Origin of the sequence: Streptomyces sp. F63, assembly GCF_018070345.1 — a bacterium.
In the GTDB taxonomy this organism is placed as follows: domain Bacteria; phylum Actinomycetota; class Actinomycetes; order Streptomycetales; family Streptomycetaceae; genus Streptomyces.
The window spans coordinates 42329-61634 of sequence record NZ_JAGPXX010000031.1 but is presented as its reverse complement, the minus strand read 5'-3'; the positions used below and the strand labels follow the sequence as shown (position 1 = coordinate 61634).

General features: G+C 73.2%; 11 protein-coding genes. 6 read left to right on the top strand and 5 right to left on the bottom strand.

The window, feature by feature from the left end; all coding sequences use genetic code 11:
- Positions 1-110: 110 nt before the first annotated feature.
- On the bottom strand, positions 111-632 hold the full coding sequence (locus tag KBZ10_RS24190; protein ID WP_247702886.1) for an Rv3235 family protein: 522 nt from the start codon (positions 630-632) through the stop codon (positions 111-113).
- Positions 633-927: 295 nt separating this feature from the next.
- On the opposite strand from KBZ10_RS24190, the gene KBZ10_RS24185 reads away from it, so the two are divergent.
- The 5 genes from KBZ10_RS24185 to KBZ10_RS24165 all read left to right on the top strand — a co-directional run bounded on the left by KBZ10_RS24185 (position 928) and on the right by KBZ10_RS24165 (position 12283).
- Positions 928-1434 carry a hypothetical protein gene (locus tag KBZ10_RS24185; RefSeq protein ID WP_210989831.1) on the top strand — a complete coding sequence of 169 codons (507 nt, stop codon included), beginning with the start codon at positions 928-930 and terminating at the stop codon, positions 1432-1434.
- A 153-nt stretch (positions 1435-1587) separates the two neighbouring features.
- On the top strand, positions 1588-2250 hold the full coding sequence (locus KBZ10_RS24180) for an HAD family hydrolase (protein ID WP_210989830.1): 663 nt from the start codon (positions 1588-1590) through the stop codon (positions 2248-2250).
- A 629-nt stretch (positions 2251-2879) separates the two neighbouring features.
- A complete protein-coding gene (locus tag KBZ10_RS24175; RefSeq protein ID WP_210989829.1) occupies positions 2880-7919 on the top strand; it encodes an NAD-glutamate dehydrogenase in 5040 nt (1679 codons plus the stop codon).
- A 237-nt stretch (positions 7920-8156) separates the two neighbouring features.
- The gene (locus KBZ10_RS24170) at positions 8157-11066 is read left to right on the top strand and encodes a CDP-glycerol glycerophosphotransferase family protein (protein ID WP_247702885.1); all 2910 of its coding nucleotides are present in this window, start codon (positions 8157-8159) and stop codon (positions 11064-11066) included.
- Between the two features lie 95 nt (positions 11067-11161).
- On the top strand, positions 11162-12283 hold the full coding sequence (locus tag KBZ10_RS24165; protein WP_307847580.1) for a glycosyltransferase: 1122 nt from the start codon (positions 11162-11164) through the stop codon (positions 12281-12283).
- A 105-nt stretch (positions 12284-12388) separates the two neighbouring features.
- Here the strand turns inward: KBZ10_RS24165 and KBZ10_RS24160 are convergent, their stop codons facing one another.
- The gene (locus tag KBZ10_RS24160) at positions 12389-14158 is read right to left on the bottom strand and encodes a glycosyltransferase (protein ID WP_210989828.1); all 1770 of its coding nucleotides are present in this window, start codon (positions 14156-14158) and stop codon (positions 12389-12391) included.
- 421 nt (positions 14159-14579) lie between these two features.
- Between KBZ10_RS24160 and KBZ10_RS30150 the strand changes: the two genes are divergently transcribed.
- The gene (locus KBZ10_RS30150; protein WP_210989827.1) at positions 14580-15104 is read left to right on the top strand and encodes a PepSY domain-containing protein; all 525 of its coding nucleotides are present in this window, start codon (positions 14580-14582) and stop codon (positions 15102-15104) included.
- Positions 15105-15370: 266 nt separating this feature from the next.
- Here KBZ10_RS30150 and KBZ10_RS24150 read toward each other — a convergent pair whose 3' ends face one another.
- From KBZ10_RS24150 to KBZ10_RS24140, 3 genes are all read right to left on the bottom strand, one after another.
- The gene (locus tag KBZ10_RS24150; RefSeq protein WP_374223408.1) at positions 15371-16309 is read right to left on the bottom strand and encodes a carbohydrate ABC transporter permease; all 939 of its coding nucleotides are present in this window, start codon (positions 16307-16309) and stop codon (positions 15371-15373) included.
- Positions 16310-16407: 98 nt separating this feature from the next.
- A complete protein-coding gene (locus KBZ10_RS24145) occupies positions 16408-17757 on the bottom strand; it encodes a carbohydrate ABC transporter permease (RefSeq protein ID WP_210989826.1) in 1350 nt (449 codons plus the stop codon).
- 16 nt (positions 17758-17773) lie between these two features.
- Positions 17774-19195, bottom strand: coding sequence for an ABC transporter substrate-binding protein (locus KBZ10_RS24140; RefSeq protein ID WP_210989825.1), 1422 nt, complete (start codon positions 19193-19195; stop codon positions 17774-17776).
- Positions 19196-19306: the final 111 nt, after the last annotated feature.

Here is a 19306-nt window from a genome sequence, read left to right as displayed (position 1 = left end):
GGCGGTTGGCACACCGGGGCCGGGCACCGCGAGGTGCCCGGCCCCGGTGGCTTCACGGGAGTTCCCCGGATGGTCTTCCCCGGCGCCCGGAGCGGCTCTTCGCCGTGCCCTCAGGCTTCTGCCCCGCCGGGTGCGGCCGGAGTGCCGGGGGTGGGGCCCAGTTCGACGGCGGAGCAACGCCAGCGGCCGTCGCGGCCGTGTTCCAGGCGGAAGGCCAGGGCCCGTACCCGGTCGCCGGTGAGGATCCGGGCGTAGGCCTCGATGACTCCGGGCCGCGGCCGGTATTCGTCGCAGCGGCCGACGACGGGGACCGGGCGGCTGCCCCGCGCGGCCGTCCGCTGCGGGGCGAGTGGTGCCCGTGGGGCGAGCCGCACCAGCTGTTCGTACGCCGGTCCGGCGGTGTGGCCCAGCATCCAGTGGACCGGGCGCTGCCCGCTGAGGGTGAGGAGCAGCCGGTCGGCGAACCAGTAGCGGGGCAGTAGTTCGCGTTCGCGCCGCCGGCGGGCCGTCGCGCCCGGGACGGTGCCCGGGCCGGCGGGGCCGCGCGGATCGTGCCGGGCCGGTGGTCCGTTCCGTCCGCGGCTCGGCCCCGTCGGGCGGCGTCCCGTTCCGGCCGTACCGATCCCGTCCATGGTGATGCCCCGTTCTGTCGGCGCCCGGCTCTTACCGGACGGTAACTTCGCTCCGCCGAGACTTCTAACGACCGGGGGAAGTGATGCGCAACCGCGCGGAACCACCGGAACCGGACCGGCGGAGATTCACCTATCAGAGTGATGCCGCCTGGCTGACCAGGGTGTTTGTGGCTCCGGAGAGGCCGGACGGCGCCCGGATCACGGCCTCGGGCGGGCAGACCCGGCAACTCGAAGGGGGACGCCGCCCGTATGCTGGCCGCACCGTCAGCCAGCGCTTCAGGAGAGAACGGCAGCCATGCGCGTCTACGTCCCCATGACCCTGCCCGGACTCGCCGAGGCCCGGCGCGCGGGCGAACTGGGCCCCGCCCCGCTGGACGCCTACGCCGTCACGCCCGCGCTGCGCGAGTGGTACGTCTCCGACGACATCGAGGAGCTGGAGTACGCCGCGCTGAGCCGGGCCGCGCAGTCCTCGCTGCGTCTGCTCGCCGTCGACCCCGGTGCCCCCCGCCGCAGGCTCGTGGTGGCCCTGGACGTTCCGGACGGCCTCGTCAGCGCGGACCCCGACCGTGCCCTGGACCCCGCCGCCGTGGGCGAGGTCCGGATCCGGGCGGCCGTGCCGCTGGCCAAGGCGGCGGCCGTGCACATCGACGCGGAGGACGCCGAGCCGGATGTGGCGGCGGCCGCCGCCGCCCTGGGCGCGGCCGACCGGGGCGACGAGGACGCGCGGTTCACCGTGGACGGCGCCGAGGACCACGAACTGCTCTGGTACGCGACCCAGGAGATCGAGCGTCTGCTGGACTGACCGCGCCCCCCTCCGGCCATCGCGGTCCGGAGACCCCCGCGCGGAAGCTCCGGTCGTCGCGGTGGCCACCGGTTGGCCGGAAACGCACCGCCGCCCGGACCGTACCGGTCCCCGGCGGCCGCGTTGTCGGTGCCCGCCGCTACCGTTCGGGGCATGGGACAGCGGACGGCCCACATCGTGTGGGACTGGAACGGCACTCTCTTCCACGACATCGACGCCGTGATCGAGGCGACGAACGCCTCGTTCGCGGAGTTCGGCCTGGAGCCGATCACCCTGGAGCGGTACCGGGAGCTGTACTGCGTGCCCGTCCCCCGCTTCTACGAACGGCTGCTCGGGCGGCTGCCCACCGACAGCGAGTGGGAGCGGATGGACGAGGTCTTCCACCGGCACTACTGGGCCCGGGCAGGCAGTGCGGGGCTGACCCCGGGGGCCGAGGAACTGCTGATCCGCCGCCGGGCCGACGGGCACACCCAGTCACTGTGCTCCCTCGCCCCGCACGAACACCTGGTGCCGATCGTCCGGAACCACGGCATCGAGGAGCACTTCACGCGGGTGGACGGCCGCCGGGGGCCCTCCCATGTCGGCAAGGCCGAGCAGATGGTGAGCCATCTCACATCGCTCGGTGCGATACCGGCCCACCGCGTGGTGGTCATCGGTGACGCGCTGGACGACGCCGTGGCGGCCCGGCACATCGGGGCGCAGGCCGTGCTCTACACCGGTGGATCGCACAGCCGGAGCAGTCTGGAGCAGGCCGGGGTGCCGGTGGTGGACACCCTCGACGAGGCGGTCGAGGCGGCCGAGGACCTGGTCGGCTGAGCCGGCCGGTTCTGCCGGGGCACCGGTCGGTTCCGCTGCCGCACGGACCCGGGTCTGTCGCCGAGCCGGGTGAACTCCCTGAACGGGCGTACGTCCCGGGCGGGTTGGGTCGGCGGGTCCCTGTGCGCCGGCGTGCGCCGGGGGGAGCCGGCCCATCGGCCCCGGCCCTGCCCGCGGAGTGCGCCGTCCAACCCACCGGCCGGGAGCGGGCGGCCGTCCGGGATGCCTCCGGTGACTCCGCTGTCACTGTCCACAACGTCAAATTTCTCCCCGGTGTTCTGAATAATCGGCTGATGACCCAGCCCGTGAGCGGAGCGATAGCCTGGGGCCGTGATCAGCGCGATATCCCGCGGGGGCAGCGCCGCCCCTTCGTCCGGCCGTCGCCATCGGGGCCCCGCCCCGTGGCGCGGGCCGGCGGCGGTGTCGCGCCTCCCGGCGCGCCGCGGGCCGGCCCACGGCGCCGGATCGCGGCAGCGTTCCCCACGGCCGACCATGGCCGGTAACGGCCCGGTCCGCTCTCATCCCGGCATCAGGCCGGACGCGACGGGTTCCTCCGCGTTCCCCGCGTCGCGGCACACCGCCACCCTCACCCACGTCACGCAACGGCGCGCGACAGGAGCCTGAACGACATGCAGAACAAGCTGGACGAAGCCAAGGCCGAGCTGCTCGCCCGAGCGGCCCGGGTCGCCGAGAAGAGCCCGGCCGGGGGCAGCCCGGCCGGTTTCCACCGCGACGGAATCCTCGACGAGGAGGCCCTCAGCGCCTACCTCCAGCGCTACTACCGGCACACCGCGGCGGAGGACCTGGTCGACCGGGACCCCGTCGACGTGCTCGGCGCGGCCCTCTCCCACCTCCGGCTCGCCGAGAACCGCCCGCAGGGCAAGGCGAACGTCCGGGTGTACACCCCCACCGTCGAGGAGAACGGCTGGACGTGCAGCCACTCCGTGGTCGAGGTGGTCACGGACGACATGCCCTTCCTCGTCGACTCCGTCACCAACGAGCTGTCCCGCCAGGGCCGCGGCATCCACGTCGTCGTGCACCCGCTGGTGCCCGTCCGCCGCGACGTCACCGGCACGCTGATCGAGGTCCTGGGGCCCGACCGGGCTTCCGGCGAGCAGCCGCTCGACGCGGTCTCCGAGTCCTGGATCCACGTCGAGATCGACCGTGAGACGGACCGCGCCGACCTCAAGCAGATCACCGCGGATCTGCGCCGGATCCTCTCCGACGTCCGGGAGACCGTCGAGGACTGGGAGAAGATGCACGGCGCCGCGCTGCGCCTCGCCGACGGCCTGCACACCGAGCCGATGGCCGAGGACGTCCCCGCGCAGGACGTGGAGGAGGCCCGGGAACTGCTCCGCTGGCTGGCCGCCGACCACTTCACCTTCCTCGGCTACCGCGAGTACGAGCTGACGTCCGTGCCCGGCGAGAGCGGCGGCGAGGAGGACGCGCTCCGCGCGGTTCCCGGCACCGGGCTCGGCATCCTCCGCTCCGACCCGAACCACCGGCGCGACCGTGAGGGCCGGCCGGTCTCGTCCTCGTTCAGCCGGCTGCCGCCCGACGCCCGGGCCAAGGCCCGCGAGCACCGGCTGCTGGTGCTGACCAAGGCCAACAGCCGCGCCACCGTGCACCGCCCCTCCTACCTCGACTACATCGGGGTCAAGAAGTTCGACAGCCGCGGCAACGTCATCGGTGAGCGCCGCTTCCTCGGTCTGTTCTCCTCCGCGGCCTACACCGAGTCGGTCACCCGGGTGCCGGTGGTCCGCCGCAAGGTCGCCGAGGTGCTCTCCGGCGCGGGGGTCGACGCCGACAGCCACGACGGCCGCGACCTGCTGCAGATCCTGGAGACCTACCCGCGGGACGAGCTGTTCCAGACCCCGGTCGCCCAGCTGCGCTCCATCGCCACCAGCGTGCTCTACCTCCAGGAGCGCCGTCGGCTCCGCCTCTACCTGCGCCAGGAGGAGTACGGACGCTACTACTCGGCCCTCGTGTACCTGCCGCGGGACCGCTTCAACACCACCGTCCGGCTGAAGCTGATCGACATCCTCAAGGAGGAGCTGGGCGGCACCAGCGTCGACTTCACCGCCTGGAACACAGAATCGATTCTCTCCCGGCTGCACTTCGTCATCCGGGTACCGCAGGGCACGGAACTGCCGGACCTGACGGACGCCGACGCCGAGCGGATCGAGGCCCGCCTCGCCGAGGCCGCCCGCTCCTGGACCGACGGCTTCTCCGAGGCGCTCCACGCGGAGCTCGGCGAGGAGTACGCCGCCGAGCTGGCCCGGCGCTACGGCGACGCCTTCCCGGAGGGCTACAAGGCCGACCACTCGCCGCGCAGCGCCGTCTCGGACCTGCAGCACCTGGAGAAACTCACGCCGGGCGAGGGGGACTTCGCGCTCAGCCTGTACGAGCCGGTGGGCGCCGCCCCGGGCGAGCGCCGCTTCAAGATCTACCGCACCGGCGAGCAGGTCTCGCTGTCCGCGGTGCTGCCGGTGCTCCAGCGGCTGGGCGTCGAGGTCGTCGACGAACGCCCGTACGAGCTGCGCTGCGCCGACCGCACCACCGCCTGGATCTACGACTTCGGGCTGCGCATGCCGGCGGTCGACGGCGACTACCTCGGTGACGACGCCCGCGACCGCTTCCAGGAGGCGTTCGCCGCCGTCTGGAGGGGAGAGGCGGAGAACGACGGCTTCAACGCGCTGGTGCTGAGCGCCGGGCTGACCTGGCGGCAGGCCATGGTGCTGCGCGCCTACGCGAAGTACCTGCGGCAGGCCGGCTCGACCTTCAGCCAGGAGTACATGGAGGACACCCTCCGCCACAACGTCCACACCACCCGGCTGCTCGTGAGCCTGTTCGAGGCGCGGATGGCCCCGGAGCGGCAGCGGGCCGGCCGGGAGCTGACCGACGGGCTGCTGGAGGAACTGGAAGGCGCCCTGGACCAGGTGGCGAGCCTGGACGAGGACCGCATCCTGCGCTCCTTCCTCACCGTCATCAACGCCACGCTGCGGACCAATCACTTCCAGCATGCGGATGGTGGAAGCGGCAGGGGGGGCCGGCATGCGGATGGTGGAAGCGGCAGGGGGGTCCGCACGGCGGTCTCCGGCCGCGGCTGGCACGGCTACGTCTCGTTCAAGCTCGACCCGCAGGCCATCCCCGATCTGCCCGCGCCCCGTCCCGCGTACGAGATCTGGGTCTACTCGCCCCGCGTGGAGGGCGTCCATCTGCGCTTCGGCAAGGTGGCCCGCGGCGGGCTGCGCTGGTCCGACCGGCGCGAGGACTTCCGCACCGAGATCCTCGGCCTGGTCAAGGCACAGATGGTGAAGAACACCGTCATCGTGCCGGTCGGCGCCAAGGGCGGCTTCGTCGGCAAGCGGCTGCCGGATCCGGCCGTGGACCGCGACGCCTGGCTGGCCGAGGGCATCGCCTGCTACAAGACCTTCATCTCGGGTCTGCTCGACATCACCGACAATCTCGTCGGTGGCGAGGTCGTCCATCCCGAGGACGTCGTCCGGCACGACGAGGACGACACCTACCTCGTCGTCGCCGCGGACAAGGGCACCGCGTCCTTCTCCGACATCGCCAACGAGGTGGCCACCGCCTACGGTTTCTGGCTCGGGGACGCCTTCGCCTCCGGCGGCTCCGCGGGCTACGACCACAAGGGCATGGGCATCACCGCCCGCGGCGCCTGGGAGTCCGTCAAGCGGCACTTCCGCGAGCTGGGCCACGACACCCAGACGGAGGACTTCACGGTCGTCGGCGTCGGGGACATGTCCGGGGACGTGTTCGGCAACGGCATGCTGCTCAGCGAGCACATCCGCCTCGTCGCGGCCTTCGACCACCGGCACATCTTCCTCGATCCGACGCCGGACGCCGCCGTCTCCTACGCCGAGCGCCGCCGCCTCTTCGACCTGCCGCGCAGTTCCTGGGCGGACTACGACACCTCGCTGCTCTCGCCCGGCGGTGGCATTCACCCGCGTTCCGCGAAGTCCGTCCCCGTGAACGCGCACATCCGGGAGGCCCTCGGAATCGAGGACGGGATCACCAAGATGACCCCGGCCGAGCTGATGAAGGCCATCCTCAGCGCACCCGTCGACCTGCTGTGGAACGGCGGCATCGGCACGTACGTCAAGGCGTCCTCGGAGAGCCACGCCGATGTCGGCGACAAGGCCAACGACGCCATCCGCGTCGACGGCCGGGACGTGCGGGCCAAGGTCATCGGCGAGGGCGGGAACCTCGGAGCCACCCAGCTCGGCCGGATCGAGTTCACCGTCCACGGCGGCCCGGACCGCACCGGCGGGCGGGTCAACACCGACGCGATCGACAACAGCGCCGGCGTGGACACCTCCGACCACGAGGTGAACATCAAGATCCTGCTCAACGCGGTGGTGGCCGACGGCGACATGACCGTCAAGCAGCGCAACAAGCTGCTCGCCGCGATGACCGACGAGGTCGGCGCCCTGGTGCTGCGCAACAACTACGCCCAGAACGTCGCGCTGGCCAACGCCGTCACCCAGGCCCCGAGCCTGCTCCACGCCCACCAGCGCGCCATCCGCCGGCTGGAGAGCACCGGCGACCTCGACCGGGCGCTGGAGTTCCTGCCCGCCGACCGGCAGATCAAGGAGCGGCTGGCGAACGGCCGCGGCCTCACCCAGCCGGAGCTGGCCGTGCTGCTCGCCTACGACAAGATCACCGCGGCGGAGGAGCTCATCGGCACCAGCCTCCCCGACGACCCGTATCTCCAGCGGCTGCTGCACGCCTACTTCCCGCAGGCGCTGCGCGAACGGTTCCCGGAGCAGGTCGAGGGGCATGCGCTGCGCCGCGAGATTGTGACGACCGTGCTGGTCAACGACACGGTCAACAGCGCCGGCACCACCTTCCTGCACCGGATGCGGGAGGAGACCGGAGCCTCGACGGAGGAGGTCGTCCGAGCGCAGACCTCCGCCCGCGCGATCTTCGGCCTGGGCATGGTCTGGGACGCGGTGGAAGCGCTGGACAACCGCGTCCCGGCGGCCGTCCAGACCCGGATCCGGCTGCACTCCCGGCGGCTGGTGGAGCGCGGCACCCGCTGGCTGCTCAACAACCGGCCGCAGCCGCTGGAGATCGCCGAGACGATCGACTTCTTCGGCGAGCGCGTGGAGGCCGTCTGGTCCCAGCTGCCCAAGCTGCTCAGGGGAGCGGACCTGGAGTGGTACCAGGCCAACCTGGACGACCTGACCGCCGCGGGGGTGCCGGGTGAGCTGGCCGAGCGGGTGGCGGGCTTCTCCTCGGCCTTCCCGACGCTCGACATCGTGGCGATCGCGGACCGCACCGACAAGACACCGCTGGACGTCGCCGAGGTGTACTACGACCTCGGGGACCGGCTGCGGATCAGCCGGCTGATGGACCGGATCATCGAACTGCCGCGCTCCGACCGGTGGCAGTCGATGGCCCGTGCCGCCATCCGCGAGGACCTCTACGCGGCGCACGCGGCGCTCACGGCCGATGTGCTCGCGGCCGGCAACGGCACCTCGACGCCCGAACAGCGCTTCGGCGCCTGGCAGCGGAAGAACAGCGCGATCCTGGCCCGCGCCCGGGCCACGCTCGACGAGATCCACGGCTCGGACGCCTTCGACCTGGCCAATCTCTCCGTCGCGATGCGCACCATGCGGACGCTGCTGCACGCGCACCGCTGACCCGGACGCGCGGGCGGCGCCCCGTCTCCGCTCGGCGAGGGCGGTCCGGCTCCTGGCCCGGGCCGCCCTCGCGGCGTCGCGCCCTCGCGCCCTCGCGGCGTCGCTTCCGGGCCGCGCCGGGCCGGTACGGGAGGCCGTGCCCGTCCGTCCCCGCGCGGATCGGTCCGGGTATCCGTAGGATGGGACGGCGGTGATGCGTTCCGTCCGTTCCGTGTCCGGCCCGTCCGGAAGGCAGGGATGAGCATGACGACCGGAGAGGGGAGGCGGCCCCCGGACGTCTCGGTGGTCGTGATCGTCTACAACGACGCGGAGCGTCTTCCGGCCGCCGTGCGATCCGTCCTCGCCCAGACGCTGAACGCCGTCGAGGTCGTGATCGTCGACGACCACAGCACCGACGGAACCCACGAGACGGCCCTCCGTCTGGCCGCCGCCGACCCGGACCGGGTGCGGGTCTGCCGGCTTCCCGCGAACAGCGGCGGCTGCAGCGCCCCCCGCAACCGCGGCATCGAGGAGGCCCGGGCGCCCTGGCTGATGTTCCTCGACAGCGATGACGAACTGCCCCGGCACGCCTGCAAGTCGCTGCTGCTCACCGCCGAGCGCACCGGCGCTGACTTCGTCACCGGCGAGGTGACCCGCCTCTACGAGGAGTCCGGCACCACCGGCCTCTGGTATCCGGACCTCTTCGCGGACGAACGGGTGGTCGAGGGCATCCGGGAGGCACCGGAGTTCTTCTTCGACCACCTCTCCACCAACAAGCTGTACGCGGCCGGCTTCATCGCCCGCCACCGGCTGCGCTTCCCCGAGGGCATCCACTACGAGGACCAGCTCTTCTCCGCGCGCGCCTTCACTCTGGCCCGCCGGTTCGCCGTCGTCCCCTGGCCCGTCTACATCTGGCACCTGGCGGCCGATCCGGCTCGGCTGTCCATCTCCTCCAGCCGCCACCGCATCCGGAACGTCGCCGACCGGATCGCCGTGGCCCGGATGATCGACACCTTTCTGGAGGAGAGCGGCAACGCCGACCTGCGCCCCGCCAAGGACCGGAAGTTCCTGCAGCACGACTTCCGCCTCCATCTGGGCGATCTGGCCTTCCGCGGCCCGGAGTGGACGGGGCGCTTCGCGTCCGAGACCGTCCCCTACCTGGACGGCCTCGCGCCGGAGGCGGTGGCGTCGCTCCCGCGCGACGAACGCGTCTGCCTGCGGCTCCTCCGCGAGGGCCGGTACGCGGAGGTGCGGCAGTGCGCCCGGGGGCTGGGGCGGCCGGGCATCGCCCCGCGCCATGCCGTACGGGACGGGGCCGGACGGCTGTACTGGGGCGCACACCTTCCGGCCGCGGGGACGGAGGCGGCCGCCGATCTGGACATCACCGAGTGGCGGCTCGGGGAACAGCCGTTCGCCGGCGGCCGGATACGGCACGAGATCGAGGAACTGGCCCCCGACGGGCCGCTGCTCCGGGTCCGCCTGCGCACCCACGACCCGGCGGGACTGCTGGCGGACACCGCCGGCACGCCGGGCCGGGAGGACGGGCTGGCGGCCGAGCTGTGGCTGAGCGCGGGCGGGGCCGCCCCCCTGAAGGTGCCCTTCCGCTACCGCCGGACGAAGCCGGGGGAGCCGGGGGAGCCGGGAACGGCCGGCACCGGCACCGGCACCGGCGTCACCGGCGTCACCGGCGCGGAGTACACCGCCGAACTCCTCCTCGACCCGCGCCGCGTGCCCCTCCGGGCCAAGGGCTTCGCCGGCCGCCGCCACCCGGTGATCGTCCTCACCCGGCACGGGCTCACCCGCCGGGATCCGCTGCTGGCCCCACTCGATCTGCGGCCCCTGCGGACGGCGCTGCCCCGGGCCGGACCGCTCTGCGGCCACGAACTGCGCGTCGCCTGCGAGGAGCGGGGAGCCGGGCGGCTGGAGTTCCGCTGGCGGCGTGCCGGCGCCCTGCGCCTCGCGGCCGGGCTGGCGCCCCGGCTGGGTCCCGTCCATCGCAGGGTGCGGCGGCTGCGGCGGCGGCTGGCGAGTCCCCGGCTGAAGGCCATGGTGGAGCGCGAGCTGTGGCGGCTGCCCGTCGACCGGCGCCTCGTGCTCTTCGAGGCGATGGAGGGCGCCGGCTACACCGACAGTCCCCGCTACATCCACGAGGAGCTGGTGCGGCGCGGGCTGCCGTACCGGAGCGTGTGGTCGTACGCGGGGGACCGCTCGTCCTTCCCACCCGGGGTGCCGCTCGTCCGGCGCGGCAGCTGGGCGTACGTCCGTACGCTCGCCCGGGCCGGGTACTGGGTGGACTCGCACGGCATCCCCTCCGTCTACGCCAAGCGCCCGGAGACCCGCTATCTGCAGACCTGGCACGGCCAGGCCCTCAAGCACATGGGCTTCGACACCCCCGAACTGCGGCTGGGCGGTGAGGAACGGCGCCGGAGGCACCGGGAGATGGTGGCGCGCTGGGACGTGCTGATCGCGCCCAGCGAGGAGTTCGAGCGCACCTTCGTCCGGGCCAACCACTACACGGGTGAGCTGTTGCGCTGCGGGCTGCCCCGCAACGACGTCCTGGTGCGCTGGAACGAACCCGCGCAGCGGGACCGGGCCGCGGCCGCCCGCCACCGGCTGCAGATCCCGGACGGCCGCCGGGTGCTGCTCTACGCGCCGACCTTCCGGGACGGGCTGCGCGGCAGCGGCGACTCGATCCGGGTGGACCTGGCCGAACTGGCGGAGGGCGTGGGGGAGGAGTGGACCGTGGTGGTCCGCCCGCACGCCTACGACCGGTTCACCGTGCCGCCGGAGCTGGGACACGCGATCCGCGACGGCCGGGGCTTCACCGACGTCAACGACCTGCTGCTGGCCTCCGACGCGCTGGTGACGGACTATTCCTCGCTGATGTTCGACTACGCCGCCCTGGGCCGGCCGATCCTGCTCTTCACCGACGACTACGAGGAGTACAGCGGCGGCTCGCGTGGCACGTACTACGACCTGCCGGACATCGCCCCGGGGCCGATGCCGGCGACCACCGCGGAACTGGTGGCGGCGGTACGGGACCTCGACCGGGTGACCGAGGAATGGGCCGGGGCGTACGCCCGCTTCCGGGAGATGTTCGCCTCCCGGGACACCGGCCGGGAGAGCAAGGCCGTGGTCGACCGGTTCTTCGAAGGGGGCGCACGGTGAGCGGGGGCAGGGCCTCCGGCGCACACGGGGGCGCACACAGGGGCGTACGCGCCGGAGCCGGCGCGGCGGCGGCCCGCGCGCGCACCGTCTTCCTCGTGGGCATCGACGTCGACTCGATGGGGGGCTCCCAGCGCGTGCTGCACACCCTCGCCCAGGGGCTCGGCGAGCGCGGCCACCGCACGGAACTGATCGGCATCCGGCCGAGCCCGGAGCCGTACCGCTACCACCCCGACCCCGCCTACCGGCAGACCACGCTCTACTCCGTCCCCGCCTCGCCCCTCCGCCCGGCCCGCAGCCTCACCGAGCGCCTCGCCCCCGACCGTCTGCTGGAGACCCGGGCGCGCCGCGCGGAACGCGACCGGGCCCGGGCCCGGCTGGCCGCCCGGTTCGCCACCGCCGACCGGGGGTACGTCGTCATCGGCTCGCCCTGGGCCGTGGACTGGCTGTCCGCCGTGGACCGGCCGCAGCTCAAGAGCATCGGCCAATACCACGAATCGTTCGCGCAGGCACGCGCCTCGGCGAACCTCCGGCTGATCCTGCGGCACTACCCGAAGCTGGAGAAGGCCCTCTTCCTCAGCGAGGGCGACGCCGCCGACTTCCGCCGGCAGCGGCTGCCGAACGCCGCCGTGATGCCCAATCCGCTGCCCTTCACACCGCCCCCCACGCCCGCCCCGCTCGACACCCGCCGGATCGGCGCCGTCGGCAGGCTGGAGGAGATCAAGCGGCTGGACCGGCTGATCGACGCCTTCGCGGAGATCGCCCCGGACCGGCCCGGCTGGGAGCTGCACCTCTTCGGCGACGGGCCGCTGGGACCCGAACTGCGCGGGCGGGCCGCCCGGCTCGGCTGCGCGGGGAAGGTCGTCTTCCGCGGGAGTGTGCGCGATGTCGCCGCCGCCTACCGGGAACTGTCCGTGCTGGCACTCACGAGCGAGCGCGAAGGGCGCCCGATGGCCGTGGCGGAGGCGGCCGCCTGCGGGGTCCCCGCGGTGAGTTTCGACCTCTCGGACGGGGTGCGGGAACTGGTCGCCGACGGCCGCACGGGCAGGCTGGTGCGGCCCGGCGATCAGGAGGCGTTCACCGCCGCGCTGCGCGACCTGGTGACGGACGGAGCGCTGCGGGAGCGCCTCGGGCGCGCGGCACGGGAGCACGTCGCCCAGCTCGCGCTCCCCGCCGTGCTCGACCGCTGGGAAGCCCTGTTCGACGAGATCGACCGCTGACGGAGCGGTGGCCGGAGCGGTAACCGGAGCCGTAACCGGGAACGGGGAGCGGCGGGGGCGGGACGACGGGGCGGGCAGGAAGGGCGGGCGGCGGCGACGGCGCGCTCACGACCGTTCGGCCAGCCCCCGGCGCAGCGCCCGCCCCGCGATCCGGAGCGCGCTGCGCGGCCCGCGCGCCACCCGCAGCGCGAGCGAGCCCCCCGCCGCCTCGACCGGGTGCACCAGCAGCAGACCGTGCCGGCCCGCCGCCACCCCGCGCCGCGGCAGCGGCCCGGTGGCCCGTACGCCGGTGTAGACCGAACCGCCGCCGGCGCAGCGGATCCTGACCCGGACGTCCCAGATCTCCCGCGTTCCTCCGGGCCCCGCGGCGGAGGGCCGGCCGGCGGTGCCCAGGGCGTCGAGATCGAGCAGGACCTCGGCGGTCCAGGACGGTGCGGCGGTGTCGGCCCGGGAGAGGACGGCGTTCCGGGACTGCCCCAGCCTGCCGTCGTCGTGGTGGCGCAACTCGACATCGATGACGGCCGGGCCCCCGGCGGCCGCCAGCCGTCCGTACATCTCGTGGACGCGGAGGGCGAGCCGCAGCCGGGACCGGGCGGGGCCCGTCGCCCCTGCGGCCTCGCTGCCGCCTGCGCTCCCCGGACCGGTCCGGTCGCCGTTTCCGCCTCCGTCGTCCCTGCCGTGTCCGCTGCCCCGGGCGGCACCGCGGTCGTGTACGCGGAGCACCGCGTCGACGGTGATCGGCAGCCGGTACAGGGGCGTCTCGTCCACCTGGTCGAGGGGAACGGCCGGCAGATCGACCGCCCACACCGGCCGGCCGTCGACGCGCGCGTACGGGGGCAGCAGCCGGGGCGGGTGGACGGCGAGCCCGGCCAGCCGCTCCACATCGCGGGGGTGGCCGGAGGCCGCGATCACCCGGGCACTCCACCGTGCGGGCGGGCGGGCCGCGAGCAGGTCCTCCTCGCCGAACGACTCCAGGTGTTCCCGGGCGAGGTCCCACCAGGCCAGGCGGTGGTCCTCGTCGCGCCGGCCGAGCTCCCGCAGGTACATCCGCAGGTCGTGGTTGAGGAACTTCACCCGGGCGGCGTGCGCGAGCCGCCGCTGCCCGGCACGTTCCAGGGTGTCCACGGCCAGCCGGTGCGCCGTCAGCCGGGCCCGCCAGCCGTCCACCCGGTCCCGGTCCAGCGAGATCGACGGCCGGGCGGCGGCGCGGCGGACGTGCCAGATGTAGACGGTGCCGGGAATGACGGCGACGCGGGGGCGGGCGGCCAGCACCCGGGCGGTGAAGACGAAGTCCTCGTAGCGGAACGGTCCTTCGGGGAAGGTGATGCCGTGTTCGGTGAGGAAGGCCCGGTCGTACAGCTTGTTGACGCAGAGGGTGTCGCGGACGAGGCGCGGCTGCAGCTCCGGCGCGTCGTGGACGGCCTCCGCGAGATAGAGCGCGCGCTGCCAGCGCGTGTCGCGCCGCTGCGGCAGTTCCCGCCGGAGGCAGGCGCCCGCGACGACCGGCGCCGCGTGCCGGCGGGCTGCCGCGAGGAGGGCGTCGGCGGCGCCCGGCGGCAGCACGTCGTCGCTGTCGAGGAACATCACGTACGGGGCGGTGGCCTGCCGGAGCCCGTTGTTGCGGGGACTGCCGCAGCCACCGCTGTTGACGGCCCGGTGCAGCACGCGCAGCCGGGGCTCGCGGGCCGCCATCCGGTCGAGCACGGCGCCGGTGCCGTCGGCGGAGGCGTCGTCGACGGCGACCACCTCCCGGACGGCGGGGCCCTGGCCGAGGGCGGAGCGCACCGCACTCCTGATGTGCGCCGCGTCGTTGTAGCCGATCACGATCACACTGATCTGCCCGGCGGGCACCGGCTGCGGCATACCGTCGTCCATAGGAACAAAGATAATATTCCGGTAAAGGGTCGGTGTTGGGGCGCGCCCGGTGGCTGCCGGCGGCGACGCCCGGGCCGGGTGCCGCTCCTCGCCGCCCGGTCGCAACGGAGGCCGGGACCCCACCGGAGAGGCCGCGCGGACCGGTCGCGGCGTCGGCGCGGCGAGCGGGAGGCACGGCGCAGGTCGGGGCCGGCGCTCGCCGCCGGTGCGGAGCAGGCCCGGGCCGGGGGCGTCCCGCCGGCGCCGAGCGGTTCACCGGCGCAGAGATACCGCGATCAGCCGGTGCCGCGAGGATGCACCGCAGTGAATTCTCCCCCTGTGCGTGACTGGTTCCGCGCGAGGCGGATAGTCAGCCTGCATGGAAACGATGGGAGTCAGGTGCCGGGACGGGGTGTGGAGGCGGCTCGCCGCAGTTCTGTGCGTGCCGGTTGCCGTGGTGTCGCTGCTGGTCGGTTGCGGCCGCGACGATCCGCTGAACGAGCCCGCCGAACGGTTCGAGATGGTCGAGATCGATCAGGGGCGTGCCGTTCGCCTGTCCGCGGCCGAGGTGACCGGAGGCGAGCTGGTCGCCCTGCACCTCAGGGAACCCGAGTCGGATGCGCCCGTGTGGGAGAGCCGGATCGCGGAGCGGGACGGACGACTGCAGACGGTCCGGCTCGGGGCCACCCGCGGTGAGGTGCTGGGGAAGCGTCCCGGTCCGGCCCTGGCGGGCTCCGAGCGGCAGGAACTGAAACGGCTGCTGGAGGAGACGGTGCTGTTGCCGGACGAGGCGGCCCGCGAAGTGGCCGACACGAAGAAGGGCGAGGTCGCCACCGCCATGGAACTGGAGCGCCGTAACGGCGATCCGGTCTGGACGATCGGGGTCCTCGGCGTGACCGACGAGTCGGTGACCGTCAACGTGGTGGACGCGAGGACCGGCGAGGTCCTGGAACGCCGCCCGGCCTGACCCGGGCGGCGTTCCCGGGGCCCGGCGTCGTGGCGCGGGTCTGCACGGTCTGCCCGCTGCCGGCGTCGATCGCCACCGGAGGCGCGACGCCGTCCCCCGGACTCCCCGGACTCCCCGGGCCGTCGGGGCGTGACGGCATCCGCCGACGCGCCCTTGCGCCGGCCGGCGGGAGCACGGCCACGGGGTGCGGCGGAGCCCGGAGGCCCCGCCGCACTCCGCTGCGGCGTACGGAGCGTGTGGTTCGTTTCCGGTCCGCTCGGCCGCCGTTACTTGACGGCTCCTGCCATCACCCCGTTGACGAACTGGCGTTGGAAGGCGAAGAAGACCGCCAGTGGGATCACCATCGAGACGAAGGCTCCCGACGCCAGGACGTCGATGTTGTTGCCGAACTGGCGCACCTGCTGCTGGAGCGCCACGGTGACCGGCGGTGAGCCGGGGTCCGCGAAGATCAGCGCCACCAGCATGTCGTTCCAGACCCAGAGGAACTGGAAGATGCCCAGCGAGGCGATCGCCGGGCCGCCCAGCGGCAGCACGACCCGGGTGAACAGCCGGATCTCGCCCGCTCCGTCCAGCCGGGCCGCCTCCAGCAGTTCGCGCGGGATCTCCGCGAAGAAGTTGCGCAGCAGGAAGACGGCGAACGGCAGGCCGAAGGCGACGTGGAAGAAGACCACGCCCGCCAGCGTCTGGAAGATCCCCAGGGTGTTGAAGAGCTTCGACACCGGGATCAGCGCCACCTGCACCGGTACCACCAGCAGCCCCACGACCACCATGAACACCCAGTCCCGGCCCGGGAAGTCCAGCCAGGCGAAGGCGTAGCCCGCCAGGGCGCCGATGACGATGACGAGCACCGTGGACGGCACCGTGATCGCCACGGTCGTCCACAGCGAGGTGGTGATGTCCTCGTTCCCGAGCAGGTTGGCGTAGTTGTCCACGGTGAGCTGCGCGGGCTCGGTGAAGACCGTCCACCAGCCGCTGGTGGCGATGTCCGAGGTCTCGCGGAGGGAGGAGACCAGCAGGCCGATCGTCGGCGTCAGCCAGAACAGGGCGATCAGCAGCAGGACGGCCTGCACGAGCCCGCCGCCGGTGCGGGCCACCAGGCGTGAGCCGAACGAGGGCCTGCTCGGGCCGGAGCCGGTGGACGGGGCGGACGGGCCGGACGCACCCGCGGGCCCGCGCGGGCCGGGCACGTCCGCCGTCTTCGCCACCGCCGGGCCGCTCCGGCCACCGGGGCCGCCCGGGTCGTCCGGGCCGCCCGGACCCTTCCGTTCCGCCGTGCCCCCGGGGCCCGGATCCGTCGAGGCGCTCACGGGCGTCGCTCCCTTCGCATGCGGCGGATGTTGAACGCCATCACCGGCACCACCAGCAGCAGCAGGACCACGGCGATCGCGCTGCCGACGCCCTGTTCGGCATCGGTGCCGAAGGACAGCAGGTACAGCTGGAGGGCCAGCACGTTGGCGTCGCTCTGCGTCGCGCCGGGCGCGAGGATGTAGACGAGGTCGAAGATCTTCAGGACGTTGATCATCAGGGTGACGGTCACCACCGCCAGGACCGGTGCCAGCAGCGGCACCGTCACCTTGCGGAAGACCTGCCACTCGTTGGCCCCGTCCACCCGCGCCGCCTCCATCAGCTCGCGCGGGACGCTCGCCAGCCCCGCCCCGATGAGGACCATGGCGAAACCGGCCCACATCCAGATGTAGCTGCCGATGATGGCGGGGGTGACGAGGTTCGGGCCCAGCCAGTTGACGCCGTTGTACGCCGCCGCGAAGTTCGAGCCGGGCAGCCGCAGCTGGGCGCCGGCGGCCTTCGCGGGCAGGCTGTACCTCCCGTCCTCGCCGGACTCGGCGCTCGCGACGACCTCACCGTCCCGGACCGCCTCGACCTTCACCCCGGCCAGGGCCTTCTCGCCCCGGTCGATCACCCCGGCCTCGCCGCCCCCGCCGGGGGTGAAGTCGAGCCAGACGGTGCCGGTGACCTTGTCCCCCTCCGGCTTCGCGGCGACGGCCTGGGCCGCGTCCTCCGGCATCTCGGCCGGCGGGATGCCGACGAGCGGCAGGCCGGCCGGGTCCCCGGCCCGTACGGTCTCCTCGGTGGTGAAGGAGCCGCCCGCCGTCTTCCCGATCCCCGTGTTCGGGCGCGGCCGCGCGCCCGGATAGGCCGAGGATTCGGAGAAGGTGTCGTGGATGCCCGTCCACACGGCGTTGGCGACGCCGCGCTCCGGGTCCTGCTGGTAGACGAGGGTGAAGATGATGCCCGCCGCCAGCATGGAGATCGCCATCGGCATGAAGACGATCATCTTGAAGGCGGTGCCCCAGCGGACCCGCTCCGTCAGCACGGCGTAGATCAGGCCGAGTGCCGTGGAGACGGCCGGGGCGACGATCACCCAGACCAGGTTGTTCTTGAGCGCGGTGCGGGTGCCGGGGTCGGAGAACAGCTCGCCGTAGTTGTCCAGGCCGACGAAGGCGGTGCCGTCCGTGTCGAAGAAGCTCCGCACCACGGAGTACCCGATCGGGTAGACCACGAGCGCGCCCAGCAGCACCAGCGCGGGCAGCAGGAAGCACGCCGCGATCCACACCCGGGTGCCGGTGACGCCTTTCTTGGTGACGGGGGGCGGGGCGCCGGGTGTGGCCGCGCCCCCCGCGGTCGCTGTCGTCATCGGTGGCGGCCGCCCGTCAGTCCTTGTAGGCCTTGGCGGCTTCCGCTTCGAGCCGCTTCTGGGCCCCCGCCACGTCGTCGGGGTTCTTGAGGAAGTCCTGGAGGGCCTTCCACTCGCCCTCGCCCTTGGTGCCGCCGAAGGAGGCCGGCGCCTGGTCGGACATGTCGAAGCGGAAGTCGTCCCCGGCGTCGATCAGGGCCTTGGCGATGTCGCGCTGGACGTCGTCCGGGTAGACCTTGAGGTCCAGTTCCTTGTTGGGCGAGATGAAGCCGCCGGCCTTCGCCCAGATCTCCGCGGCGTCCGTCGAGGCGAGGAAGGTCAGCAGGGCCTGCGGGCCCTTGCCGTCCTTGAGCGCGACGGCGACGTCCCCGGCGCTGACCACCGGCGAGTCCTCGCCCACGGCCGGGAACGGGAACACCTTGGCGTCGGTGCCGATCTCCGCCTTGGTGTCGGAGGTGATGTTGACGGCCACGAAGTCGCCCTCGTAGACCATGGCGGCGTCCGGGGCGTCACCGCCCGCGAAGGTCTGGGTGACGGACTTCGGGAACTCGGTCTGCAGCGCGCCGTTCGGGCCGCCCGCGATGAGCGTCTTGTCGCCGAACAGCTCACCGAGGGTCTCCAGCGCCTCCTTCACGGAGGGGTCGGTCCACTTGATCTCGTGTTCGGCGAGCTGGTCGTACTTCTCCGGACCGGCCTGGGAGAGATACACGTTCTCGAACCAGTCGGTGAGCGTCCAGCCGTCCGCGCCGCCGACGGAGACCGGCGCCACCCCGGAGTCGGAGATGGTACGGGCGGTGTCGAGGAACTCGTCCCAGCTCCCCGGCTCCTCCACGCCCGCGTTCTCGAAGGCCGCGGTGTTGTACCAGACCAGGGACTTGTTGGCGGCCTTGAAGTAGACGCCGTACTGCTTGCCCTCGTGGGCGCCGAGATCCCGCCAGCCCTGGGAGAAGTTCTTCTCCAGCTGCTCCTGGGCCTCCTCGCCGGCCGGCTTCAGCTTGCCCTGGGCCGCGAACTGCTTGAGCGCGCCGACCTGCGGGAGCAGCGCGATGTCCGGCGGCTGTCCTCCCTCGATCTTGGTACCGAGGAAGGTGGAGATGGAGTCGCCGGTCGGGACGAACGAGACCTCGGCACCGGTCCGCTTCTCGAACTCGTCCAGCACCGCCTTGAAGTTCTTCTGCTCCGTCCCCGTCCAGACGGCGGCGACCTGGAGCTTCTCACCGGTGAGCTTCGGCAGGTCGACGGTGACGGCGCTCTTGCCGTCACCCCCGCTCTCGCCGTCCTTCCCGTCGCCTTCGCCGCCGCCGCAGCCCGCGGCGGTGAGCGCGAGCGCGCTCGCGGTGACGGCGGCCAGTACGGCCCGTGTGGTGCGTGTGGTGTTCCTGCCGGCGGAGCGTGCTCCGCGTGCCGCTCTGTTCGCGGTGGTGAGAGTTGTGCGCATCGTGCCCGACCTCTCCTGGGTCCCGCCAGGGCCCCACCCGTGAACCCCCGTGAGGGGGCCGGCCCGTGTGCGGGCACCCGGGTCCGCCGGGCGACCGCACGGGGCTCGTCC

Coding starts and splice junctions, on each gene's coding strand:
- KBZ10_RS24190 (WP_247702886.1), bottom strand. CDS start 632: ATGGACGGGATCGGTACGGCCGGAACGGGACGCCGCCCGACGGGGCCG.
- KBZ10_RS24185 (WP_210989831.1), top strand. CDS start 928: ATGCGCGTCTACGTCCCCATGACCCTGCCCGGACTCGCCGAGGCCCGG.
- KBZ10_RS24180 (WP_210989830.1), top strand. CDS start 1,588: ATGGGACAGCGGACGGCCCACATCGTGTGGGACTGGAACGGCACTCTC.
- KBZ10_RS24175 (WP_210989829.1), top strand. CDS start 2,880: ATGCAGAACAAGCTGGACGAAGCCAAGGCCGAGCTGCTCGCCCGAGCG.
- KBZ10_RS24170 (WP_247702885.1), top strand. CDS start 8,157: ATGAGCATGACGACCGGAGAGGGGAGGCGGCCCCCGGACGTCTCGGTG.
- KBZ10_RS24160 (WP_210989828.1), bottom strand. CDS start 14,158: ATGGACGACGGTATGCCGCAGCCGGTGCCCGCCGGGCAGATCAGTGTG.
- KBZ10_RS24145 (WP_210989826.1), bottom strand. CDS start 17,757: ATGACGACAGCGACCGCGGGGGGCGCGGCCACACCCGGCGCCCCGCCC.
- KBZ10_RS24140 (WP_210989825.1), bottom strand. CDS start 19,195: ATGCGCACAACTCTCACCACCGCGAACAGAGCGGCACGCGGAGCACGC.